We start from the raw sequence: 17,287 nt of genomic DNA, 5'->3' as shown, positions 1-17,287 counted from the left end.
GAGAACCAGGTAGCCTGATTCCCGATCATGCCTCACGCGAACGTCCCGTTGCGAACGGCCGTCGCGAGGTGCTTACGGCCGATACTGTTTGCAAGGACTTCCTCCGAGAGTCAAGCTCGGGCTTCGTTTTTCGACGCCCGTAGAGATGCGCAGCTTCGGCAATCCGTGCGTGACGCCGGTGGACTCATTGTTGATTTGCACGGAATCCTGACCCACCAGCGATATGGGTCAGGACGTATTCCAGATAGGCGCGCGGGTTGATCCCGTTGAGCTTTGCCGGTCATGCCATACATCGCGGCGGCTCGCTCGCCCCCGCTGTCAAGCCGACAAACAGATAGTTTTTGCGTCCGAGCGCGACACAGCGCAGGGCGTTCTCGGCAAGCACGTTGCTGATCTCGGCTCGACCGTCCTCGCAGTAGAACACGAGCGCCGCCCAGTGGTTCAGCGAGTAGCTGATTGCTTTTGCGAGCGCGGACTTTGTCGATAGCGTCGCGAGCTTCACCCTGATCGTCGCTTCGAGCTTCGCGAGCAACGGCTTGCTCTTTTCCTGCCTGAAGCGCAGACGCTCGTCAGGCGCCTTGCCGCAGATGTCGGCTTCGATGCTGTGGAGTTCGGCCGTCCGCCCCCGGCAACAGACATTCGACGCGTCTATCGCTTTGTCGGGTCGGCTGATGCCAAGCGAACTTTCCGCGAGTATCTTGGAAGGTCCCGCGCTCGAAGCAGACCGGGGCGCACGCCAGTCCGAACGAGTGGACCTATACGGCGCCCCACCGATGTCAAGCTTCGGACGCGGTTAATGAAAACGTGCGCCGCATTAGCCCCATGTACTCCGATTCTGACGTCTCGCGGCGAGCAGTGACAAATGGCTTGATATCCTCGGTCAGGACATAACGCAACTGATGAGAGTGGTCGGTCGCAGCAAAGAAGATGCCCTCGGCGACCTTCTGGACGACGTTTTCGTCCGCCCCGTCTCTGAAACCACTATAAATTGCACCCGTTGCTGCAATGAAATCGTCGTAATCCGACGGGATATCAAATTGCTTTGCCTCCTCTCCGGTACGTGCTGGAAATCCAGTGCTCGGCGCAGCGCCCGGCTCGACAATCTTTGTCGTCACCCCTACGGCGGCAAGTTCATAGGAGAGCGCTTCGGAGAAACCTTCGAGCGCAAACTTCGAGGCGTTGTAAAGGGTCGCCATCGGCAGTCCAAACACGCCAACGCCGGAGCTGACGTTGACGATTACGCCATCGCGCTTCGCGCGAAAATGCGGAAGGATCGCACGGACCACATCCATTACGCCGAAAAGGTTAACGTCGAACTGCTCCTGGATCTTCTCGCGAGGAATGCTCTCGAAGACAGCGTTCAGGCCGAAACCCGCGTTGTTCACGACGACATCAATGGACCCAAAGCGACTAATGCCTGCAGCGATCGCCGCGCTGATGCTTTCATAATCCTGCACATCCAGCCGGGTAACAAGGACATTGCTGCGCTTGCCGAGCTCGACACCTACCTCGGGCCGACGCATCGTCGCCACGACGTTCCAGCCGCGCTGTGCGAATAAATGCGCGGTTGCCTCACCAAAACCAGATGAGCAGCCGGTAATCAGAACGGTCCTGGACATAGTATTTCCTTTAATGATGGCGATGGGTTCTGGAAGACGGGTGATAGCGCACAGCTACGCGGCCAGAAGCAGTTCGCTAAGAGCCCAAAGCCGGTCCGCCGAAACGGGATCGACGGCGTGTGGCATCACCCCGACTTTTCGCGTCGAGTCGTCGCCGGCCCACCCGGAGCGCTCGTCTGGAGGAACCATCCCCGCTACCTCTACGTTCTCACAGTAGACGCCGCCCATACCGTCAAGCCTGGGGCTTGTAGCGCACCAAACCTGAGTGGCCGCACCTTGCTCAACTGTCTTGAGCTGTTTCGCTGGATCGACGATCCGATTTCCTTGTTCGTCTAGGACGCCAAACGCTTGCCGTTGCTCCTGCGTGAAATGGCGACCCAGGTCGGTGAGAATACTGCCTGGGTGTAGCGAAAACGCCCGCACTCCGTTATTTCGCTCGCGTGCATCCAGCCCGACCGCCATCAGGATGTTGGCCGTCTTCGATTGCGCGTAACCCAGCATAGGCCGGTAGTCACGGTGCTCGAAATTGGGATCGTCGAATACGACGTCCGACAGACGATGCGCCCACGCCGATACACATACGACACGCGCATTCCCGGCTTTGCGTAAGGCCGGCAGCAAGCCCGTAGTCAATTGAAAATGACCAAGGTGATTTGTCGCGAAATGATACTCGTAGCCTCGGGTATCCCTTGTGAGTTGCGGCAATCCCATGATTCCCGCACTGTTGACCAGAATTTCGAGTGTTCGGCGAGACCCGATGAATGCATGCACGAAATGATCTATCGATTCCGGATCGAGAAGATCCATGGCCGCAATTTCGACTTGGGGGATGCCCTCCAGGGCCGCGGCGGCTTTCTGGATATCGCGGGCAGGGACGATGACCTGCGCCCCCGCAGACGCGAACGTCCGGGTTGTTTCCAGACCGAGTCCAGCATAGCCACCCGTCACAATAGCGGTCTTGCCGCTCAGGTTGATACCACTTATCACGTCGGAAGTCGTGGAAGACGGAGAGAAACCGGACCCAATGGGTTGTTGACGCGTCTGCATAGCAAGCCTCAGTGTTTGACAGCGTTCACTGTAGCTCGGTCAGTCCGAACTTTGAATGCTTGAAAATACAGAAAAGATGCGCGATAGTTCCAGTATGCTCAATGATCCCCTGTCAGACGTCCTCAAGCTAGCCAACGCGCAGTCGGTCCTTGTTGGAGGATTTACCGCGGGCGGGTCATGGGCGCTGCGATTTCCCCCGCCGGACAAGCTTAAATTCTTTGCCCTTTTAAAGGGGCAGTGTTGGTTGTCCATCCATGGCGAACCCCCTGTGCAGGTCAAAACAGGCGACGTGCTGCTTTTATCGACAACTGAGTCTTATGTGCTCGCCGGAGATTTGAACGCTGCGCCAGTGGACGCATTGGAGGTATTCAACGAAGAGGTTAAAACTGCGGCGATAGGTAACGGCGAGGACTGTATCCAGGTCGGCGGGCATGTGCTACTCGATCCTTCCAGCGATCGAATTCTGGCCGATGTGCTGCCGCCGTTGATCCATGTCAGTTCTGCCTCGCCCGGCGCAACTGTCCTGCAATGGCTTCTGTCTCAGCTTCTACGCGAACAGGGGGGAGAACTGCCGGGTAGCGGCCTTGCAACAACGCAGCTTGCCCAACTCATGTTTCTTCACGTGCTGCGCGTTCACCTTGCGGAGACTGGACCACTGGTAGCCGGATGGCTTCGTGTTGTGGCCGATCGCAGGCTAGCGCCCGCGGTACGACTGATGCACGCTCAGCCCGGGCGCGCTTGGGAACTGAGTAGTCTGGCCAAGGCTTCGGGGATGTCTCGTACGACCTTCGCGGTGAAGTTCAAAGAGGCGGCTGGCGTAGCCCCGCTAACTTATCTGACGCAGTGGCGCATGCGTCTCGCCGAACGTTCGCTCCGCCAAGGCGGCACCTCCCTTGCAACGCTCGCCGGTGACCTTGGATACAGTTCAGAGAGCGCCTTTAGTAACGCGTTCAAAAGAGTTACCGGCATCGCACCTCAGCATTATCGGAGCCGCAAATAGATCGTCTATTGGCGGCATCTGCAGATATCTGCTTCTTGATTTGCAGGCGCGTTCTCTGAGCCGAGGCTGCCGATGTCAGACTGAAGACCGCCGCCATCGGCCGCCCCTGAGGCCTGTCCCTGCCTCAACCGACGACTCCGGGCGCCCCCCGCCTTTCAGTTCGGATCGACGTAGGGCCAGCGCGACGTAAAGGGGTGTTTGCCAGGAATAGAGCGCACCGCGGACATTAAGGCGTCAACTTTGTCGAGGCAACCACCCTATACCAGCGCATCGAGCCCGCTTATGGAGGACGCGGCCACTGACGCTCCCTTGATGTTCGCATGGGCCTGCGCCTGTTCGGCGTGAGCCCGAAGCTCTTTCTCAAGCGTTTCACGGACCTTTCCAGCGATTTTCTCTTTTTCAGGGCCAGACATATCCTCAAACTGTTGTCGTGTCAGTCCCATCGAAGCGAGGATGGAGTCTTCCATTCGCTGTTGCGGCGTCTCCTTCACCCAGTCGTTCAGTTGCTTTAATGCCGACTCGAAGGACGACGCTTGAGCACCGGTGTCGGTCGCATTCGTACGTGACGAGACTGTTGACGTTGCATAGGTGACTGTGCCGGGATTGTTTTGGACGTACACGATGTATTTTCCTTTCGGTAAGAAGCCACTGTTGCGACCCTGAAGGTTGGGGTAACCGGACTGGTAGCGTTTTCAGAGGGAGCAGGTCGACAGACCTAAACCTTCGAGTCGTTCGACCTGCGAAGTCATCAAAAGTCCCGCGTCCGGCTTCGAAGCGCATGCAGGTCAGCCGAGATTCCGGTACCTGAATAGCGTTGGCAACTCCACGCTTTTTGCGGCCGCACAGCAAAGATCTGCAATAGGTTCATTGTTGGACGCGCCCGTTACAGGCGGAGTGTCTTATTGGTCACAAATCTCGTCTGGTACGTTTGTGATCCGGTTCACGCGCGGGCATATTGAACGGGCGAGGTGCCGAAAACCCGCAGGAACTGCCTACCCATATGGCTCTGATCGGCAAAGCCGCATTCCAGCGCGGTCATGGCTGCCGAATCGCCCTTTCGCAGGAGGGCTCTAGCCCGGTTCAATCGCACCAATAACGAAAATTCGGCAGGGCCTACCCCTGTCTCTCTTGAAAATTTTCGGCTAAATGCTTCACGGCTATACCCAAACGAAGCTGCCAAGGCCGACACATCCCCAAATTCATTGCCCATGTCCGACAAAGCTATGAGCGACCGCCTCACAACATCGGATACATCGCGGGCTTCCATTGCGGTCATTGGACCGACCTGCAGTGCATTGCACAGCGCAGCCACGTTGGATTGAGGAACATACAGGTTTAGACACCGGGTGGGCCCGCTGTCGTCCGGAACAGATCGGCGGAGCTGACCAGCCGGAATGAACAGGCACTGCCCTGCGTTGACGACATACAAGCTTGAGCGGACGATGAATTGGCGACGCCCTGATATGGTAAAGACCATCTGTGCTTCGTCATGGAAGTGCGTCTTGCCGTCCGGCGAGGCCGGCCCTTCCCAATAGGCAGTCTCAATCGCGTGCCTTGCGGATGCCCGGCGATAGAGCCACGCCGTCGTCGGGCCAGGCTCAAAACGGTCGCCTAGCCATGCGGGGCAGGCCGCCTCGAAGATGAGCGATTGCGTCATGTTCCAATTCTCGAAATAGGACTTTGGACAATTTCTGCGCGATCATTTGTGGGGATCCAATTCGCGCACCGCTTATCGGTTTAGCATGCCTGAACCGCCCCCCCTAGCAAGTAAAGATGTTACCCAGTATAGCCGGCTCAATCGCTTCCGGTTTTAGCCTGTGCGAAGACCGGCAATCCCATCACGTACGCTGTAAACATCGCCACCGCGCCTGGCCTCCCTGACCGCGATGTGCAGCGCTAGTCGCTTGACAATGCCATCTCGCCTACCGAGTGCGCGTGGCCAAGAAAGCCGACCAGAGACGGCGGGCTTTATCCGCCACAGACCTGCGCAGCGTTTCGTCGGAACCAGAACGCCGCGACGCGGTAGCTGCGTCAACGCCTTCTCTGGACGTTGTGCGCGAACGCCAACAGCATTCCCCGCTTGCTTTCGTCATGGCAAGGCGCAGTGCACGACCTACACTCCGGGATTTAGCGGCCGATACGCTCTCGCGATTCGTTTTGTCCACGGTCGCTGACATTCCGGAGTCTCCGCTTCTTACTGCCGGCACTCAATTTGATCCGGCATACCAAAAAACTCAACCACTCCTTGCATTAAGCGGGCATCGTCCTCGTCCGGTCGCGACGAGCGGCATTCCCCTGCAGCGCGGCTGCATCGGATGCGCGCATCGCATTAACTTGGCACAACCGAACAGCCTCGCACGCGTCCTGAGCGAAATCGAAACTCGCTATCGCGAGTTGCGTGGCCCAGTGACCAATGCGGAATCGCGCCGGAGACCTGCCTCGTTGCTGCCGATGTAGACGCATATAACCAGCGCTGATGAACGTCAACGTTCAACGTGTCACCTTCGCCTTTGCCTTCGGGATTAACCTTGCCGTTATGGTGAAGCGCGTCGCCTGGTCACAAACGTCCCAGACCCGGCACCGCGTTTGCCGCAGACTTTTTCTATTTGACGAGGGGCCGTGATGGGCTGGACAACAGTATCTTTTCTTTTCCTTGCAGGTATAGCAGGCGGCCTGATCAATGCCATGGCGGGCGGTGCCACGCTTATTACCTTCCCGGCAATGCTGTTGGCGGGTCTTCCTCCAATCACAGCCAATGCGTCGAACGCGGTGGCGATCTCGCCTGGACATCTGGTCGCAGTATTAGCGGACCGCTCAAAGCTTCCCGCAAGGTCCACGCGCTTCGGCATCCTGTGCGTGACCTCACTTGCCGGTGGAGCGATCGGCGCATGCACTGTGCTTGCCCTGCCTGAGCGCCTGTTCACGTTGCCGGTTCCCGCGCTGATCGCATTCGCGACAGTGCTGTTCGCCTTGGCGCCCAAAATCCAGGCCAGGGCGCTCAGGCACAGGGACATCGCGAGTGGCGAGTCGGTCGGCTTCCCTGCATCGGTGGTGGGGATCACGAGCTTGTATGGCGGATTCTTCGGCGCCGGTCTCGGCGTTATGCTGACTGCGGTATTGTCAATCGTAGAAGTGGGAGACATTCGCACAGTCAAGGCGCTGAAGAATGTACTGGCGAGCTGCGTTTCGCTGGCGGCGGTGATCATCTTCGTGGGGCAAGGGGCGGTAGCATGGCCGCCAACGATTGTGATGCTAGGCGGCGCATTGATTGGTGGATATGTAGGAGGACATCTGATACGGGTTCTGCCCGCGGCGTGGGTCAGAAAATTCGTTATCGCGGCTGGTGTGGTCATGTCTCTCATCTATGCCCGGCAGTACTGGTTCTAATCGCCGACAAAATCGTAGCTGGAAGCCAACATCGGGCGCGCGATTCCTGGCTGGACTAACTATCGCTGCTTCGCTGGTCGACGCGCCGGTTCAGCCAGTGCACGCAGCGCTGGCTGCAATTCATCGCTCCGCTGAGTAACTAAACGCTCGGCGCGCCGTACTTTCGATAGGCCCGAGGCAAGCGATCGCGCCGTTGCGTTCAGTTCGTAGCTGCGGGGCCGCACGCTGTAGTGTGCCGTCGGCCAGATGTTGCAGTTCGGAAGGGCACAGACCGTGCCAATGGTTGCAAACAACGATGACCGGTTCTCACGCAGGTCAAGGCGGCCGTTTTTGTTAACTGGACAAGACATCCAGATTGGACGTACAGTCCAATTAACGCAGCGGAAGTGTCGCAACGGAGTGCGTCCGACGGATGCGATCCTGGGTCGACGAGGCAAACCAGCATCAAGACGTGGACCGGAGAGGCACATATGAGCAGGCACGAAACAAGTTACTTGGGGCGACGTGTTGTCGTCGCACTTTGCAGCGCGGTCATGTTGCTGTCGTCCGGGGCGGCCGCAGCGGCGGGCACCTTGCGGATTGGCGTCGAGGCTGCCTATCCTCCGTTCGAAAGCCTGACGCCGGCCGGAGCGCTGCAGGGTTTCGACATTGACGTCGGCAATGCGCTCTGCGCGCGAATGGGTGTCAGGTGCGTGTGGGTGCAAAACGCATTCGACGGGCTGATTCCGGCGCTCGACGCGAGGAAGTTCGACGTCATCGATTCAGCGATGAACATCACCGACAAGCGCAAGACCGCGATCGCATTCACGTCGCCGGTCTATGTTGTGCCGATGCAGATGGTTGCGCGCCGCACTGCGCATCTGTTGCCCACCGCCTCTGCGCTCGTGGGCAAGCGGGTTGGCGTGCTGCAGGGTTCGTCGCAGGAGGATTACGCGAAGCACCATTGGGCTCCGGCGGGTGCCGAGGTGCAGTCGTATCCAACGCAGGATCAGATCTTCGCGGATCTGGCGGCGGGTCGACTCGACGCGAGTGTGCAGGAGGCGACCGTGGCGGCCGAGAGTTTCCTGTCGAAGCCCGAAGGGCGCGATTTTGATTTCGCTGGCCCTGCGTTGCGCGACGATGCATTGCTGGGGGCCGGGATTGGTCTGGGCATGCGCAAGGCAGACGCCGCATTGCGCAGCAAGGTGAACGCCGCACTCGATTCACTCAAGTCGGATGGCACGCTGAGTGCCTTGTCCCGCAAATATTTTGGGCGCGACATCATCGCCAGGTGATCGAGGCAACAAGTCCGAGCGGGATGGTTGACGTGCGGTGGGGATGCCCGGTGACTGCCGTCTTCCGCTACGGGAATCGACGGGACAAGCGGCCTCTCATCGGCTCACTGTCGTCGATCCGCCCGAGTGAACCGATATACAGAAGGAGCCGCGTATGAAGACAGAAACGATCGAATTGCCCTCGCTGGCGCCTGGCGCATCGTTCCAGTTGAAGATGTGCACGTTCGGCAGCGGCCGAAGCAGCCGGAGCGCATATGTACAGGCCGGGCTGCATGCAGACGAACATCCAGGACTGCTGGTCGCTCATCACCTCATGCGGCTGCTGACGGATCTTGAACGCAAAGGACAGATCGCCGGCACCGTGGTTGTTTGTCCATTCGCCAACCCGGTCGGGCTGGGCCAGCGAATCTTCGGAATGCCGACTGGCCGGTTCAATCTCGAAAACGGTGAGAATTTCAACCGGGCATTTCCGGAGATCGCATCGGACATTGCCGCGATGTCCGGCAATGAAACGTCCACGGGCAATGATGTCGCGCTGGTCAAAAGGTTGTTCGCGCAATTACTTGAACGTCACCGGAGTGACGATACCGTCGGCGCTTTGAAGTTTGCGCTGCTGCGAGAGGCGCTCAAGCATGACCTGGTGCTTGATCTGCATTGCGATACGGCTGGCGTGCTGCACCTCTATGCGAACCGGGCCCAGGCAGCGCGCGCTGAATTGCTGGCGCGTGCGATGGGAATCAGCACTGTGCTGGTCGAGGATCATGCGGGCGGCAGACCGTTCGATGAATCCTTCACACAGCCATGGAGAACGGCCGTCGAAGCAGGATTGATTGATCCGCACAAGAGCGGATTCTGCGCGTCGATCGAGCTTCGCGGCCAAGGCGATGTTGACGACGCAACAGCGCTCGAGGACGCGCGCGGGATTTTACGATTTCTCGTACAGGAACAGCTCATCGAACCGGAGGGAGGCGATGCGGGTGGCGTTGACTTCCACCCGTTGTCAGGACGAAGCAAGGAGTTGGACCGGCCAGACGTGTTTCCGCTCGAAGGGGCATCGCATCTTCGAGCGCCGGCGACCGGCATCGTGGTGTACCGAAAGCATCCCGGCGATCGGGTGTCGTATGGCGAGCTCCTTGCGGAAATCGTCGCACTTGACGGTGGCCCGGATACAGCCCGAGCCGAGGTGCGCAGCGATGTGGACGGCGTATTCCTCGTCGGCCAGCATTTCAGATTTGTCCGGGTCGGCCAGCGCGTCGCACTGCTGGCCGGCGCGGCGCGGCTACCAGGCCGGGAGCCCGGCAAGCTGCTCAACGATTTCTAACTGGATAGAAAAATGGAAGACCTTTTCGACCGGATCCTGGACGCGCATGTCGCGCTGCGGCCGCAGGTAGCGCAGACGCCCCTAGAGCATAGTCCGATGTTGTCCGCTCAGACGGGTTGCGACGTGTGGCTGAAATGCGAGCACTTGCAGCATACCGGGTCATTCAAGTTTCGCGGCGCGTCGAACAAGCTGCGCATGCTTGGCGCCGCGTCCCGAGAGCGCGGTGTTGCGACGGTGTCCACGGGCAATCACGGACAGGGAGTGGCCTTGGCCGGCAAGCTCGCCAGTGCGCCCGTCACGGTCTATGCATCGACGTCGGCCTCGTCGGTCAAGCTCGACGCGATCCGTGCGCAAGGTGCGCGGGTCGTGACGATCGATGCGTCGACGCTCGAAGTCGAGCTTGAGGCAGCACGTCGAGCCGAGGCGGAGGGGTTGCCGTTCATCTCGCCATACAACGATCTGGATGTGATCGCCGGCCAGGGAACGATCGGCGCGGAGTTGTGGGAACAGCATGCGGACCTCGCCGCCGTCTTCGCATCGGTCGGCGGCGGAGGGTTGATCTCTGGGATAGGTACGGCCATGCGCGGCTTCCGCGCACCTGCCAGGATCGTAGGGTGCTGGCCGGAAAATGCGCCGACACTGCAACGGTGCATTGAAGCGGGGCGCGTAATCCAGGTCGAGGAGACGGAAACCATCTCGGACGGAACTGCGGGCGGCGTCGACCCTGATGCCGTCACACTGCCGATCGCTCGGCGCGTGATTGATCGGAGCGTTCTCGTCACCGAGATGGAGATTCGCGATGCCATGAAACGGCTCGCGCTGAGCGACCGCTGGATGGTCGAGGGGGCGGCCGGCGTCGCGCTCGCCAGTTTCCTGAAAATCGCACCGGAATTGCAGGGCCAGTCAGTCGCGATCGTCCTGTGCGGGAGAAACATCAAGCTGGATACGTTCATTGAGGCCGTGCGATGAAGGTCCTGACGAAAGATGAAATCATGCGTCGTTTCGATCCCGCGAAGGCGCTCGCGTTGATTGAGGCGGGGCTTATCGCCCATGCCTGCGGGGATGTGCAATTGCCGCCAGTCCAGAATTTTCGCTTCGTGGCGAGCGACGGCGACTGTTGCGTGAAGTCCGCCTATGTCGAAGGGCAGCCGGCCTTCTTCGTCAAGGTTTCGACGGGTTTCTACAGAAATGCCGAGCATGGTTTGCCGACCAACGATGGCCTGGTACTCGCACTCTCCGCGACAACCGGCGAGCCGCTGGTGCTGTTGCAGGATCAGGGCTGGCTCACTGGAATACGGACGGCACTCGCCGGCGCGATTGTCGCGCGACTGCTCGCTCCGGTCGAAGTGCGGGCCATCGGTATCGTCGGGACCGGCGAACAGGCCCGTCTACAGTTGCGCTATCTGGCCAGCGTCGTACCGTGTCGGAAGGCGATCGTCTGGGGGCGGAGTGCCATGCAGCTCGAGGCGTTCCGCGCCGACGCGGCGCGGCTCGGTTACGATGTCCGCGTGACGCTGGACGCCGAGAAACTGGCGCGCAGCGCCAACCTCATCGTCACTACTACCGCGTCCCGTGCACCCATCTTGCGCCGTGAGTGGATCCAGCGCGGCACTCATGTCACGGCGGTCGGCGCCGATGCGCCGGGCAAGCAGGAGCTCGACGCTGCAATCGTCGGCGACGCCGACTGCGTAGTCGTGGACTCGCTGAAGCAGTGCGCCGCCTACGGCGAACTGGCTCATGCGATCGCCGCCGGTCTGCGCGCGCCGGACGACACGGTTGAACTCGGCAGCGCGCTTGCCGTCGGGAGACGCGTGCGTGGCGACGACAGGCAGATTACCGTGGCCGACCTGACAGGGCTCGCGGTGCAGGACGCTGCCGCCGCGGCGTGCGTTCTGGATGCGGCCTGACTACGCAACGATGGAACGCGGCAGCGGGTATCCCGGCGCTACAATGTGTGGCCTACTGGAATGAACGCCACCGCATGACGAAACGGAAGATCACCCGCGGCTTGCACCCATTGCTGAAACATCAGGAAGCGGTGGCAAACGGTATCGCCGCTTTGTTCTATCCGTACGTCGAGGTCGTGCTCCACGACCTCGGCACTCAAACGGTCGCGTTCATCGCGAACAATCTATCGAAGCGGGAACTGGGCGACGCGTCCGCGCTAGAGGAGATTGACGCGGCAGTCGCACCGGACGGCACCATGGGCCCGTACGAGAAGCTCAACTGGGATGGCCGCCGGATGCGATCAGTCAGCATCATGCTACGTGACGATAGTGAGCGGCCGGTTGCGGTGATGTGCGTGAACTACAACATCGCCGTGTTCGACGACATGAAGAATGTGATCGACACGGTCGTCTCTCGCGTGGCACTCGTCAGCCAGCCGGAGGCACTCTTTCGCGACGACTGGCAGGAGCGGATCAACGCGTTCCTGCACGGATGGCTGCGCGAACGCCAGCTGTCGCTCCCGACGCTGTCGCGCGTGCACCGACGTAATGTGGTCGACGCGCTATTTGCAGAAGGCGCATTTGGCGTCAAAAGTGCGGTGAATTACGTCGCCAAGATACTGGGGATGGGACGCGCAACCGTTTACAAGCGGATCGGCGAGCTGCGCGACGCTCAGGCTCAAGCAGAAAGTGCGGCCCGACTGAAGAAATAGCCAGTTCGGTTAGCACCGCTCAAGCGATGGCATGCGCTCCGATAAAACCGAATAGCGATTGTTCGCGCCGCGCTCGACGGGCGCAGGCAGACCAGAAGCGACCGACATTTTGTCGGCGCGGCGCTGTTTCGCTAATCGACGTGCGGCCGTCTGCTGCTGGCACGCCGATGCAGTAGCAATATCTGACGGATCTTGACAGCCATCGGACCGAGAGAATCCGGTGTTCAGCATCGACTTCGGATCCGCCGATCCAATCGCACGGCGCTGTGTACATCCGAGTGCGATAGCTTTTTTGGGACTGCGGCGGGGTGCAGCCCGCACTGATTCAAGTGTTTTACATCGGCGGACGCCATTCGTTGTTCGGTTTCCGCTCGCCACGAAGCCACCGTCGGAGATCTTCGTGCGCACTCGCAGCCATGGTTTCGGCTATGGTCTGCGCATCAGGATGATCGACCGTAAATTCCAGCATCAGGCCATTCGGGTCCTTCACATAGAGCGATTTGCAAAAGCCATGGTCCATCGTGAAACTGTGCAGTGCCGCATCCGCGATGCGCTTTTGGATCTGCTGCTGCGTTCCAGGTTCAACGAGCAGGGACAAATGGATAAAGAGCGACTGCTCGCGCGCTTTCCAGAGTGCCTGCTTTTGCGGGTCGGCGAAATGGAAGAACGCAAGAGCACTACCGTCCGCAAGCCCGTAAAACGCGTGGCCGAGCTCGACGTGCTCGCCATCGATGACCTCGTCTTCGATCCACATGGCGACGAGCGGTAGACCTAGAATGTCTTCGTAAAACTGGCGGTTCGCTTCGTGATCGTCGGTTGTAAAAGCATGGTGATGAAGACGTAAGGGCAGGCGGTCTAGTCGACGACTCATAACACTCCTCATATTCGTATTGTCGGAAGGAGGGGCGTGATCAACCACGCTCCACATCGAAATCAGCTTAAGATCCGGCGGCAATCCGCGCAATCTCCCGGCCCGGATGCCCTGGTGCGGAAAACAGAACAATGAAGACGACTGGACTTCTAGAACTCAATGCGGCCGTGGCGCTTGCGACGCACCGCAATTTCCGGATGGCGGCGCAGGAGCTTGGTCTCTCACGTTCGACACTCAGTCATCTGATTGCGGCGCTCGAAACGCGCATCGGTGTCCGACTGTTTAATCGGACGACGCGCAGTGTCGCCCTGTCGGAAGCAGGGGAAGCTTTCCTCAAGCGGGTACGCCCCGCGCTGAACGATATCGATCTGGCCGTCGAGGCGGCAAAAGGTTTTCGCTTGTCGCCCAAAGGGACGCTTCGGATCAGTACCTGCGAGGCTGGCGCGCGGTCAATACTCGAGCCGATTGTCATGCCATTCGTTCAGGCGTATCCGGACATGACAGTGGATCTGGCGACCGACGGACGCCTGATCGACATCGTCGCTGAAGGCTTTGACGCCGGCATCCAGTCGCCCGACAATGTGCCGCTGGATATGGTCGCCTTGCCGTGCGGGCAGCCGAGACGTCAATCGGTCGTCGCGTCGCCGCGTTATCTACGTGGCCGCGGCGAGCCGTTGCATCCGCTCGATTTGCGCCGACACCGATGCTTGCGCAGACGCGCGCCCGGATCGCAAACGCAGCGGTGGAATTTTGAGAACGCGGGAGAACGCTTGGCACTCGAAGTCGACGGCCCGCTCATCCTCGACAACCGTAACGTGATGGTCGAGGCAGCAATCGACGGCGCGGGGGTGGCCTACGTCAGTGAGGAACTCGCTGCTCCCTACCTCGCGACCGGACGACTGGTCGCGCTGCTTGTTGACTGGGTGCCGGCGCTGGCGCCCCTGTCTTTCTTCTATCCGGGTAGGCGCCATCTTCCCGCCGGGCTTTCAGCGTTCATCGACTTGGTGCGCGCGTCCACGAACGGCAGCCGGCTTGATGTGAGCGGTGGTGTCAGGATGGGCAACGAGATGACGCGCGGTGCGCCCACCGTTACGCCCGGGTGAATCCCCACCCCAACGTCAGTCATCGAGCGCGTTGAGCCTCCGCCATTTTGACGAGCGTATAGAGCGTGCGATTCACAGGTGTCGGAATGCCTCGCTCGATCCCGAGACGCATGATGGTGCCATTGAGGTAGTCGATCTCGCTGGCCTTGCCCTTGGCGAGATCTTGGGCCGTCGACGACAACTGTCCGGCGGGGATCGTGCGCTCTATCTGCTCAACGAAATCGGCCACGTCCTCTTCAAACGTGACTCCTTCCGCTGCCGCAATCGCGAAACACTCCGCGACCACGTCCTTCATTGTGTAGCGAAGAAGGTCACGTCTAAGCATCGCCCCAAGCGGTTGCATCACTATTGCAGAGATGGCGTTGTACGCACAGTTGAGCGTGAGCTTGCGCCACAAGGCGACGGTCACGTCGGACGACTGCAGGACCGGAATGCCGGCGTGACGCAGCGCTTTGGCGATTGAGCCTGCCTCGGCTGAGTCCTCGATCACGAGGTCGCCTCGGCCATGATGCAGCAGATGACCATCACCTGCCATTTCTGCGGCAACATAGACGGCCGCGGCGATCACCGGCTGTTCAAGTTGCGTCCGCAGAAGATGAGCGTTCTCTATTCCGTTCTGAAGGCTGACCACGAGCGATCGCGGCGGCAGTATGCGACGCAGCGTTCGGGCCGCCTCGGCCGTCCCCGCTGACTTGGTGCATACGAAAACGGCATCCGCTGACATAGCGGCCGACGCGTCAGTGGTCGCCCGAACCAGAACCGTTTCGTCGGATGTGTGGGTCTGAAAACGCAAACCGCGTTGCGAGATGGCCGATACATGACGCGCACGGCCGATCAGGACGACGTCATAGCCGGCCCGTGCCAACATCGCGCCAAAATAGCACCCAACAGCACCAGCTCCGTAGACTGCGAATCGCATATTACCTCCTCGGGTTCATCTCGAGATTCGGCAGCCCAGAATGGCGGCCGCGCAATGCCGAACACGTTAGCAGTGTCTGTCGCTGTGACGGGTGCCCGTGCACGGACGGCCCCGTGCCAATAGCCGGACAATCGCACGGCTTCCAGGAGTCAAAGCTCGGGCCTCGGCCGGCCTGATCATTAGTAGGCCGGACAGGTGTCAGCCCAGGCGGAGGGCTATCAGGACAAGCCGAGGACGGTTCTTCATCGCGTTTTGACGGCAGTCGATCGTGCGCAAAAACGTATCGGTCATCGTGACCAAGGAGGATCTCGAGTTTGCCTGCCGCGACATCATCGAAGCGGCCGAGCGGTAGCAGTGCGACCGGCAATTCGCTCGCCGGAAACCGGCGGTTGAGCGGAGGCGGACGAGACCTGGGCGATTCAAATGAATGGCGATCTCGACCGGCCGCGGGTGGCACAGTCGGACCACCCAACGGCATTCGCGAGCGAGCGTCGCTTGCGTGAGACCCGCAGCGCCATAGCGGCAGCTGATAGTCGTCTAGGTTATTTATGCCTCTCCTGCTCGCGTCTATGCTTTCCGATTCCGCTTCCTATGGCTTGGGAGTTGTCGCCGGCGCGGTGGCTCATCAATTAGAGGTCGTAACCGTCAACGTAATGACTTAATTCGAGGGTAGGATGTTCGCTTTTTCTGTCGAGCGATGTTCGTCAGCATCAGAGCAAAGGTCTTCACGGACGAAACCGGCGTCTACGCCGAAATTCCCGCGATACTCACCGCGTCGGGGATTCTTGAACCGCTCATCGACTATTTTCTACATCGCAGCCATGACCGGAGTCTGGAGTGGATGCGGAAGGTAACGCGATCGGTTCGGCTCTTTCTCGAATACATTCAGGTCAATCCGGTTGAGCGTGATCCGCACCAACTGTTTCAAAACTTCGCGCAGCGTCTGTACACAGGAACCTTCAATCGCGCAACTGGAATCGACACGACTGGCCTTTGCTGGCCCCCTCGTTCGCCATACGACGCAGCGCGGATCATCAACCACCTAAGCGACTTCTTCAATTGGCTGGGCGAGATTCGTCCGGAAGCGTCCACCGTCAATCCTCGGTATGTTGGCAGCGCTTTCGATCAACAGACCGATGAAGCCGCCTACCAGTACCGCCGGAACAAAGCGTTTCTCGGGCATACATGGGCGTCGAACACAACGCCGCGCTCGACTGCGTATCGGCTTCGTTATCGTGGCCTGCCGAAGGTCGCACAGGGAGAGCCACCGACTTTTCCAGAGCGCCACTTTGAAGCGTTGCTATTTAAGGGCTTCCGCAATGGTGACCACTACGATTATCGCGGCATCCTGATTACATTACTGCTCCATGGTGCGGGATTTCGAGAGTCGGAGCCTTTTCACCTTTACGTTCAGGATGTGTTTCCGGACCCACAGAGCCCCCGCCAGGCGAAGGTCCTTATTCACCATCCGCGCTACGGAAGCGCACCTGCCGATTGGCGTGACGAGCGAGGCAAGCCCCGCAAGTCGAACCGAGCGGAATACCTTGGTCAACTCTTTGGCCTCGTGCCGCGCACGGACTTGATGGACCGTCGGCATGCCGGCTGGAAGGGCGGCATGCACGATGGTCCTTACTACAAGCAGGCTTACTGGTTCGTGCCGGAATATGGCGAGTGGTTCCTCGAGTTATGGCACTCCTATCTCAAGCAGCTCGCGCGCTTTGAGCGAGATCATCCTTTCGCCTTCGTGAATCTCTCGCGGGCGCCGCACGGCGCGATGTACACGCTGACGCAATATAACAAGGCTCACGCGGTCGCGTGCAAGCGCATAGGGCTGGAGGTCGGGAAGGCGCGGGGCACGACACCTCATGGGCACCGACACGCCTATGGGCAGCGGCTGAAGCACGCGGGGGTCGAGAAGTCGATGATCCGCCGTTTCATGCATCACGCGTCCATTGACAGCCAGGAGGTCTACACGCAGGCAAGCTTCAGCGAGGCCAGAAAGGCGCTCGAGGACGCTGCGCACAAGCTGGACGGAGCAAGCCAAGCTCGCTTCGGGGTTGGCCCGTTCGTTTGACCCGTCATATCTT

At 59.9% G+C, this 17,287-nt stretch carries 15 protein-coding genes and 1 pseudogene; 9 read left to right on the top strand and 7 right to left on the bottom strand.

All coding sequences use genetic code 11. The features are described 5' to 3' along the window. Positions 1-184 precede the first annotated feature (184 nt). The 3 genes and pseudogenes from AB6809_RS34035 to AB6809_RS34025 all read right to left on the bottom strand — a co-directional run. Positions 185-622, bottom strand: a pseudogene (locus tag AB6809_RS34035) (transposase); the annotation flags it as partial. Positions 623-776: 154 nt separating this feature from the next. Then, on the bottom strand, positions 777-1,619 hold the full coding sequence (locus AB6809_RS34030; protein ID WP_371028285.1) for an SDR family oxidoreductase: 843 nt from the start codon (positions 1,617-1,619) through the stop codon (positions 777-779). A 54-nt stretch (positions 1,620-1,673) separates the two neighbouring features. Beyond that, the gene (locus AB6809_RS34025; protein ID WP_371028284.1) at positions 1,674-2,666 is read right to left on the bottom strand and encodes an SDR family NAD(P)-dependent oxidoreductase; all 993 of its coding nucleotides are present in this window, start codon (positions 2,664-2,666) and stop codon (positions 1,674-1,676) included. 55 nt (positions 2,667-2,721) lie between these two features. On the opposite strand from AB6809_RS34025, the gene AB6809_RS34020 reads away from it, so the two are divergent. Beyond that, complete coding sequence (locus AB6809_RS34020; RefSeq protein WP_371028283.1) at positions 2,722-3,666, top strand: AraC family transcriptional regulator; 945 nt, start codon at positions 2,722-2,724, stop codon at positions 3,664-3,666. A 257-nt stretch (positions 3,667-3,923) separates the two neighbouring features. On the opposite strand, the gene AB6809_RS34015 is transcribed toward AB6809_RS34020, so the two are convergent. Further along, a complete protein-coding gene (locus AB6809_RS34015; protein ID WP_371028282.1) occupies positions 3,924-4,286 on the bottom strand; it encodes a hypothetical protein in 363 nt (120 codons plus the stop codon). A gap of 320 nt (positions 4,287-4,606) precedes the next feature. Continuing rightward, on the bottom strand, positions 4,607-5,323 hold the full coding sequence (locus tag AB6809_RS34010) for a helix-turn-helix domain-containing protein (RefSeq protein ID WP_371028281.1): 717 nt from the start codon (positions 5,321-5,323) through the stop codon (positions 4,607-4,609). Positions 5,324-6,288: 965 nt separating this feature from the next. On the opposite strand from AB6809_RS34010, the gene AB6809_RS34005 reads away from it, so the two are divergent. The 6 genes from AB6809_RS34005 to AB6809_RS33980 all read left to right on the top strand — a co-directional run bounded on the left by AB6809_RS34005 (position 6,289) and on the right by AB6809_RS33980 (position 12,307). Continuing rightward, positions 6,289-7,053, top strand: coding sequence for a sulfite exporter TauE/SafE family protein (locus AB6809_RS34005; protein ID WP_371028287.1), 765 nt, complete (start codon positions 6,289-6,291; stop codon positions 7,051-7,053). A 533-nt stretch (positions 7,054-7,586) separates the two neighbouring features. Then, positions 7,587-8,327: an ABC transporter substrate-binding protein gene (locus AB6809_RS34000; RefSeq protein WP_371028280.1), complete on the top strand. Its 741-nt coding sequence runs from the start codon at positions 7,587-7,589 to the stop codon at positions 8,325-8,327. A gap of 154 nt (positions 8,328-8,481) precedes the next feature. Beyond that, positions 8,482-9,648, top strand: a complete 1,167-nt coding sequence (locus AB6809_RS33995) for a succinylglutamate desuccinylase/aspartoacylase family protein (RefSeq protein WP_371028279.1) — start codon at positions 8,482-8,484, stop codon at positions 9,646-9,648. A gap of 12 nt (positions 9,649-9,660) precedes the next feature. Further along, positions 9,661-10,617, top strand: a complete 957-nt coding sequence (locus tag AB6809_RS33990) for a threonine/serine dehydratase (protein ID WP_371028278.1) — start codon at positions 9,661-9,663, stop codon at positions 10,615-10,617. Further along, a complete protein-coding gene (locus AB6809_RS33985; protein ID WP_371028277.1) occupies positions 10,614-11,555 on the top strand; it encodes an ornithine cyclodeaminase family protein in 942 nt (313 codons plus the stop codon). Before AB6809_RS33990 ends, AB6809_RS33985 begins: the two co-directional genes overlap by 4 nt. 74 nt (positions 11,556-11,629) lie before the next feature. After that, a complete protein-coding gene (locus AB6809_RS33980; RefSeq protein ID WP_371028276.1) occupies positions 11,630-12,307 on the top strand; it encodes a transcriptional regulator in 678 nt (225 codons plus the stop codon). 334 nt (positions 12,308-12,641) lie between these two features. On the opposite strand, the gene AB6809_RS33975 is transcribed toward AB6809_RS33980, so the two are convergent. Then, the gene (locus AB6809_RS33975) at positions 12,642-13,178 is read right to left on the bottom strand and encodes a VOC family protein (protein ID WP_371028274.1); all 537 of its coding nucleotides are present in this window, start codon (positions 13,176-13,178) and stop codon (positions 12,642-12,644) included. Between the two features lie 131 nt (positions 13,179-13,309). Here AB6809_RS33975 and AB6809_RS33970 point away from each other — a divergent pair, with 131 nt between their 5' ends. Then, the gene (locus tag AB6809_RS33970) at positions 13,310-14,281 is read left to right on the top strand and encodes a LysR substrate-binding domain-containing protein (RefSeq protein WP_371028273.1); all 972 of its coding nucleotides are present in this window, start codon (positions 13,310-13,312) and stop codon (positions 14,279-14,281) included. 19 nt (positions 14,282-14,300) lie between these two features. On the opposite strand, the gene AB6809_RS33965 is transcribed toward AB6809_RS33970, so the two are convergent. Next, positions 14,301-15,200 (bottom strand): ketopantoate reductase family protein, encoded by a 900-nt coding sequence (locus AB6809_RS33965; protein WP_371028272.1) that lies wholly within the window; start codon positions 15,198-15,200, stop codon positions 14,301-14,303. A 697-nt stretch (positions 15,201-15,897) separates the two neighbouring features. Between AB6809_RS33965 and gmtY the strand changes: the two genes are divergently transcribed. Next, entirely contained in the window at positions 15,898-17,274 is a 1,377-nt protein-coding gene (gene gmtY, locus AB6809_RS33960) for a gamma-mobile-trio recombinase GmtY (RefSeq protein WP_371028271.1), read from the top strand. Positions 17,275-17,287: the final 13 nt, after the last annotated feature.

This window comes from Paraburkholderia sp. RCC_158 (assembly GCF_041355255.1).
Lineage (GTDB): Bacteria > Pseudomonadota > Gammaproteobacteria > Burkholderiales > Burkholderiaceae > Paraburkholderia > Paraburkholderia graminis.
The sequence above is the reverse complement of the archived record's forward strand: the minus strand, read 5'-3'. Positions and strand labels throughout refer to the sequence as shown.

Coding starts and splice junctions, on each gene's coding strand:
- AB6809_RS34030 (WP_371028285.1), bottom strand. CDS start 1,619: ATGTCCAGGACCGTTCTGATTACCGGCTGCTCATCTGGTTTTGGTGAG.
- AB6809_RS33980 (WP_371028276.1), top strand. CDS start 11,630: ATGACGAAACGGAAGATCACCCGCGGCTTGCACCCATTGCTGAAACAT.
- AB6809_RS34025 (WP_371028284.1), bottom strand. CDS start 2,666: ATGCAGACGCGTCAACAACCCATTGGGTCCGGTTTCTCTCCGTCTTCC.
- AB6809_RS33970 (WP_371028273.1), top strand. CDS start 13,310: ATGAAGACGACTGGACTTCTAGAACTCAATGCGGCCGTGGCGCTTGCG.
- AB6809_RS33985 (WP_371028277.1), top strand. CDS start 10,614: ATGAAGGTCCTGACGAAAGATGAAATCATGCGTCGTTTCGATCCCGCG.
- AB6809_RS33975 (WP_371028274.1), bottom strand. CDS start 13,178: ATGAGTCGTCGACTAGACCGCCTGCCCTTACGTCTTCATCACCATGCT.
- AB6809_RS34005 (WP_371028287.1), top strand. CDS start 6,289: ATGGGCTGGACAACAGTATCTTTTCTTTTCCTTGCAGGTATAGCAGGC.
- AB6809_RS34010 (WP_371028281.1), bottom strand. CDS start 5,323: ATGACGCAATCGCTCATCTTCGAGGCGGCCTGCCCCGCATGGCTAGGC.
- AB6809_RS34020 (WP_371028283.1), top strand. CDS start 2,722: ATGCTTGAAAATACAGAAAAGATGCGCGATAGTTCCAGTATGCTCAAT.
- AB6809_RS33990 (WP_371028278.1), top strand. CDS start 9,661: ATGGAAGACCTTTTCGACCGGATCCTGGACGCGCATGTCGCGCTGCGG.
- AB6809_RS33995 (WP_371028279.1), top strand. CDS start 8,482: ATGAAGACAGAAACGATCGAATTGCCCTCGCTGGCGCCTGGCGCATCG.
- AB6809_RS33965 (WP_371028272.1), bottom strand. CDS start 15,200: ATGCGATTCGCAGTCTACGGAGCTGGTGCTGTTGGGTGCTATTTTGGC.
- gmtY (WP_371028271.1), top strand. CDS start 15,898: ATGTTCGTCAGCATCAGAGCAAAGGTCTTCACGGACGAAACCGGCGTC.
- AB6809_RS34000 (WP_371028280.1), top strand. CDS start 7,587: ATGTTGCTGTCGTCCGGGGCGGCCGCAGCGGCGGGCACCTTGCGGATT.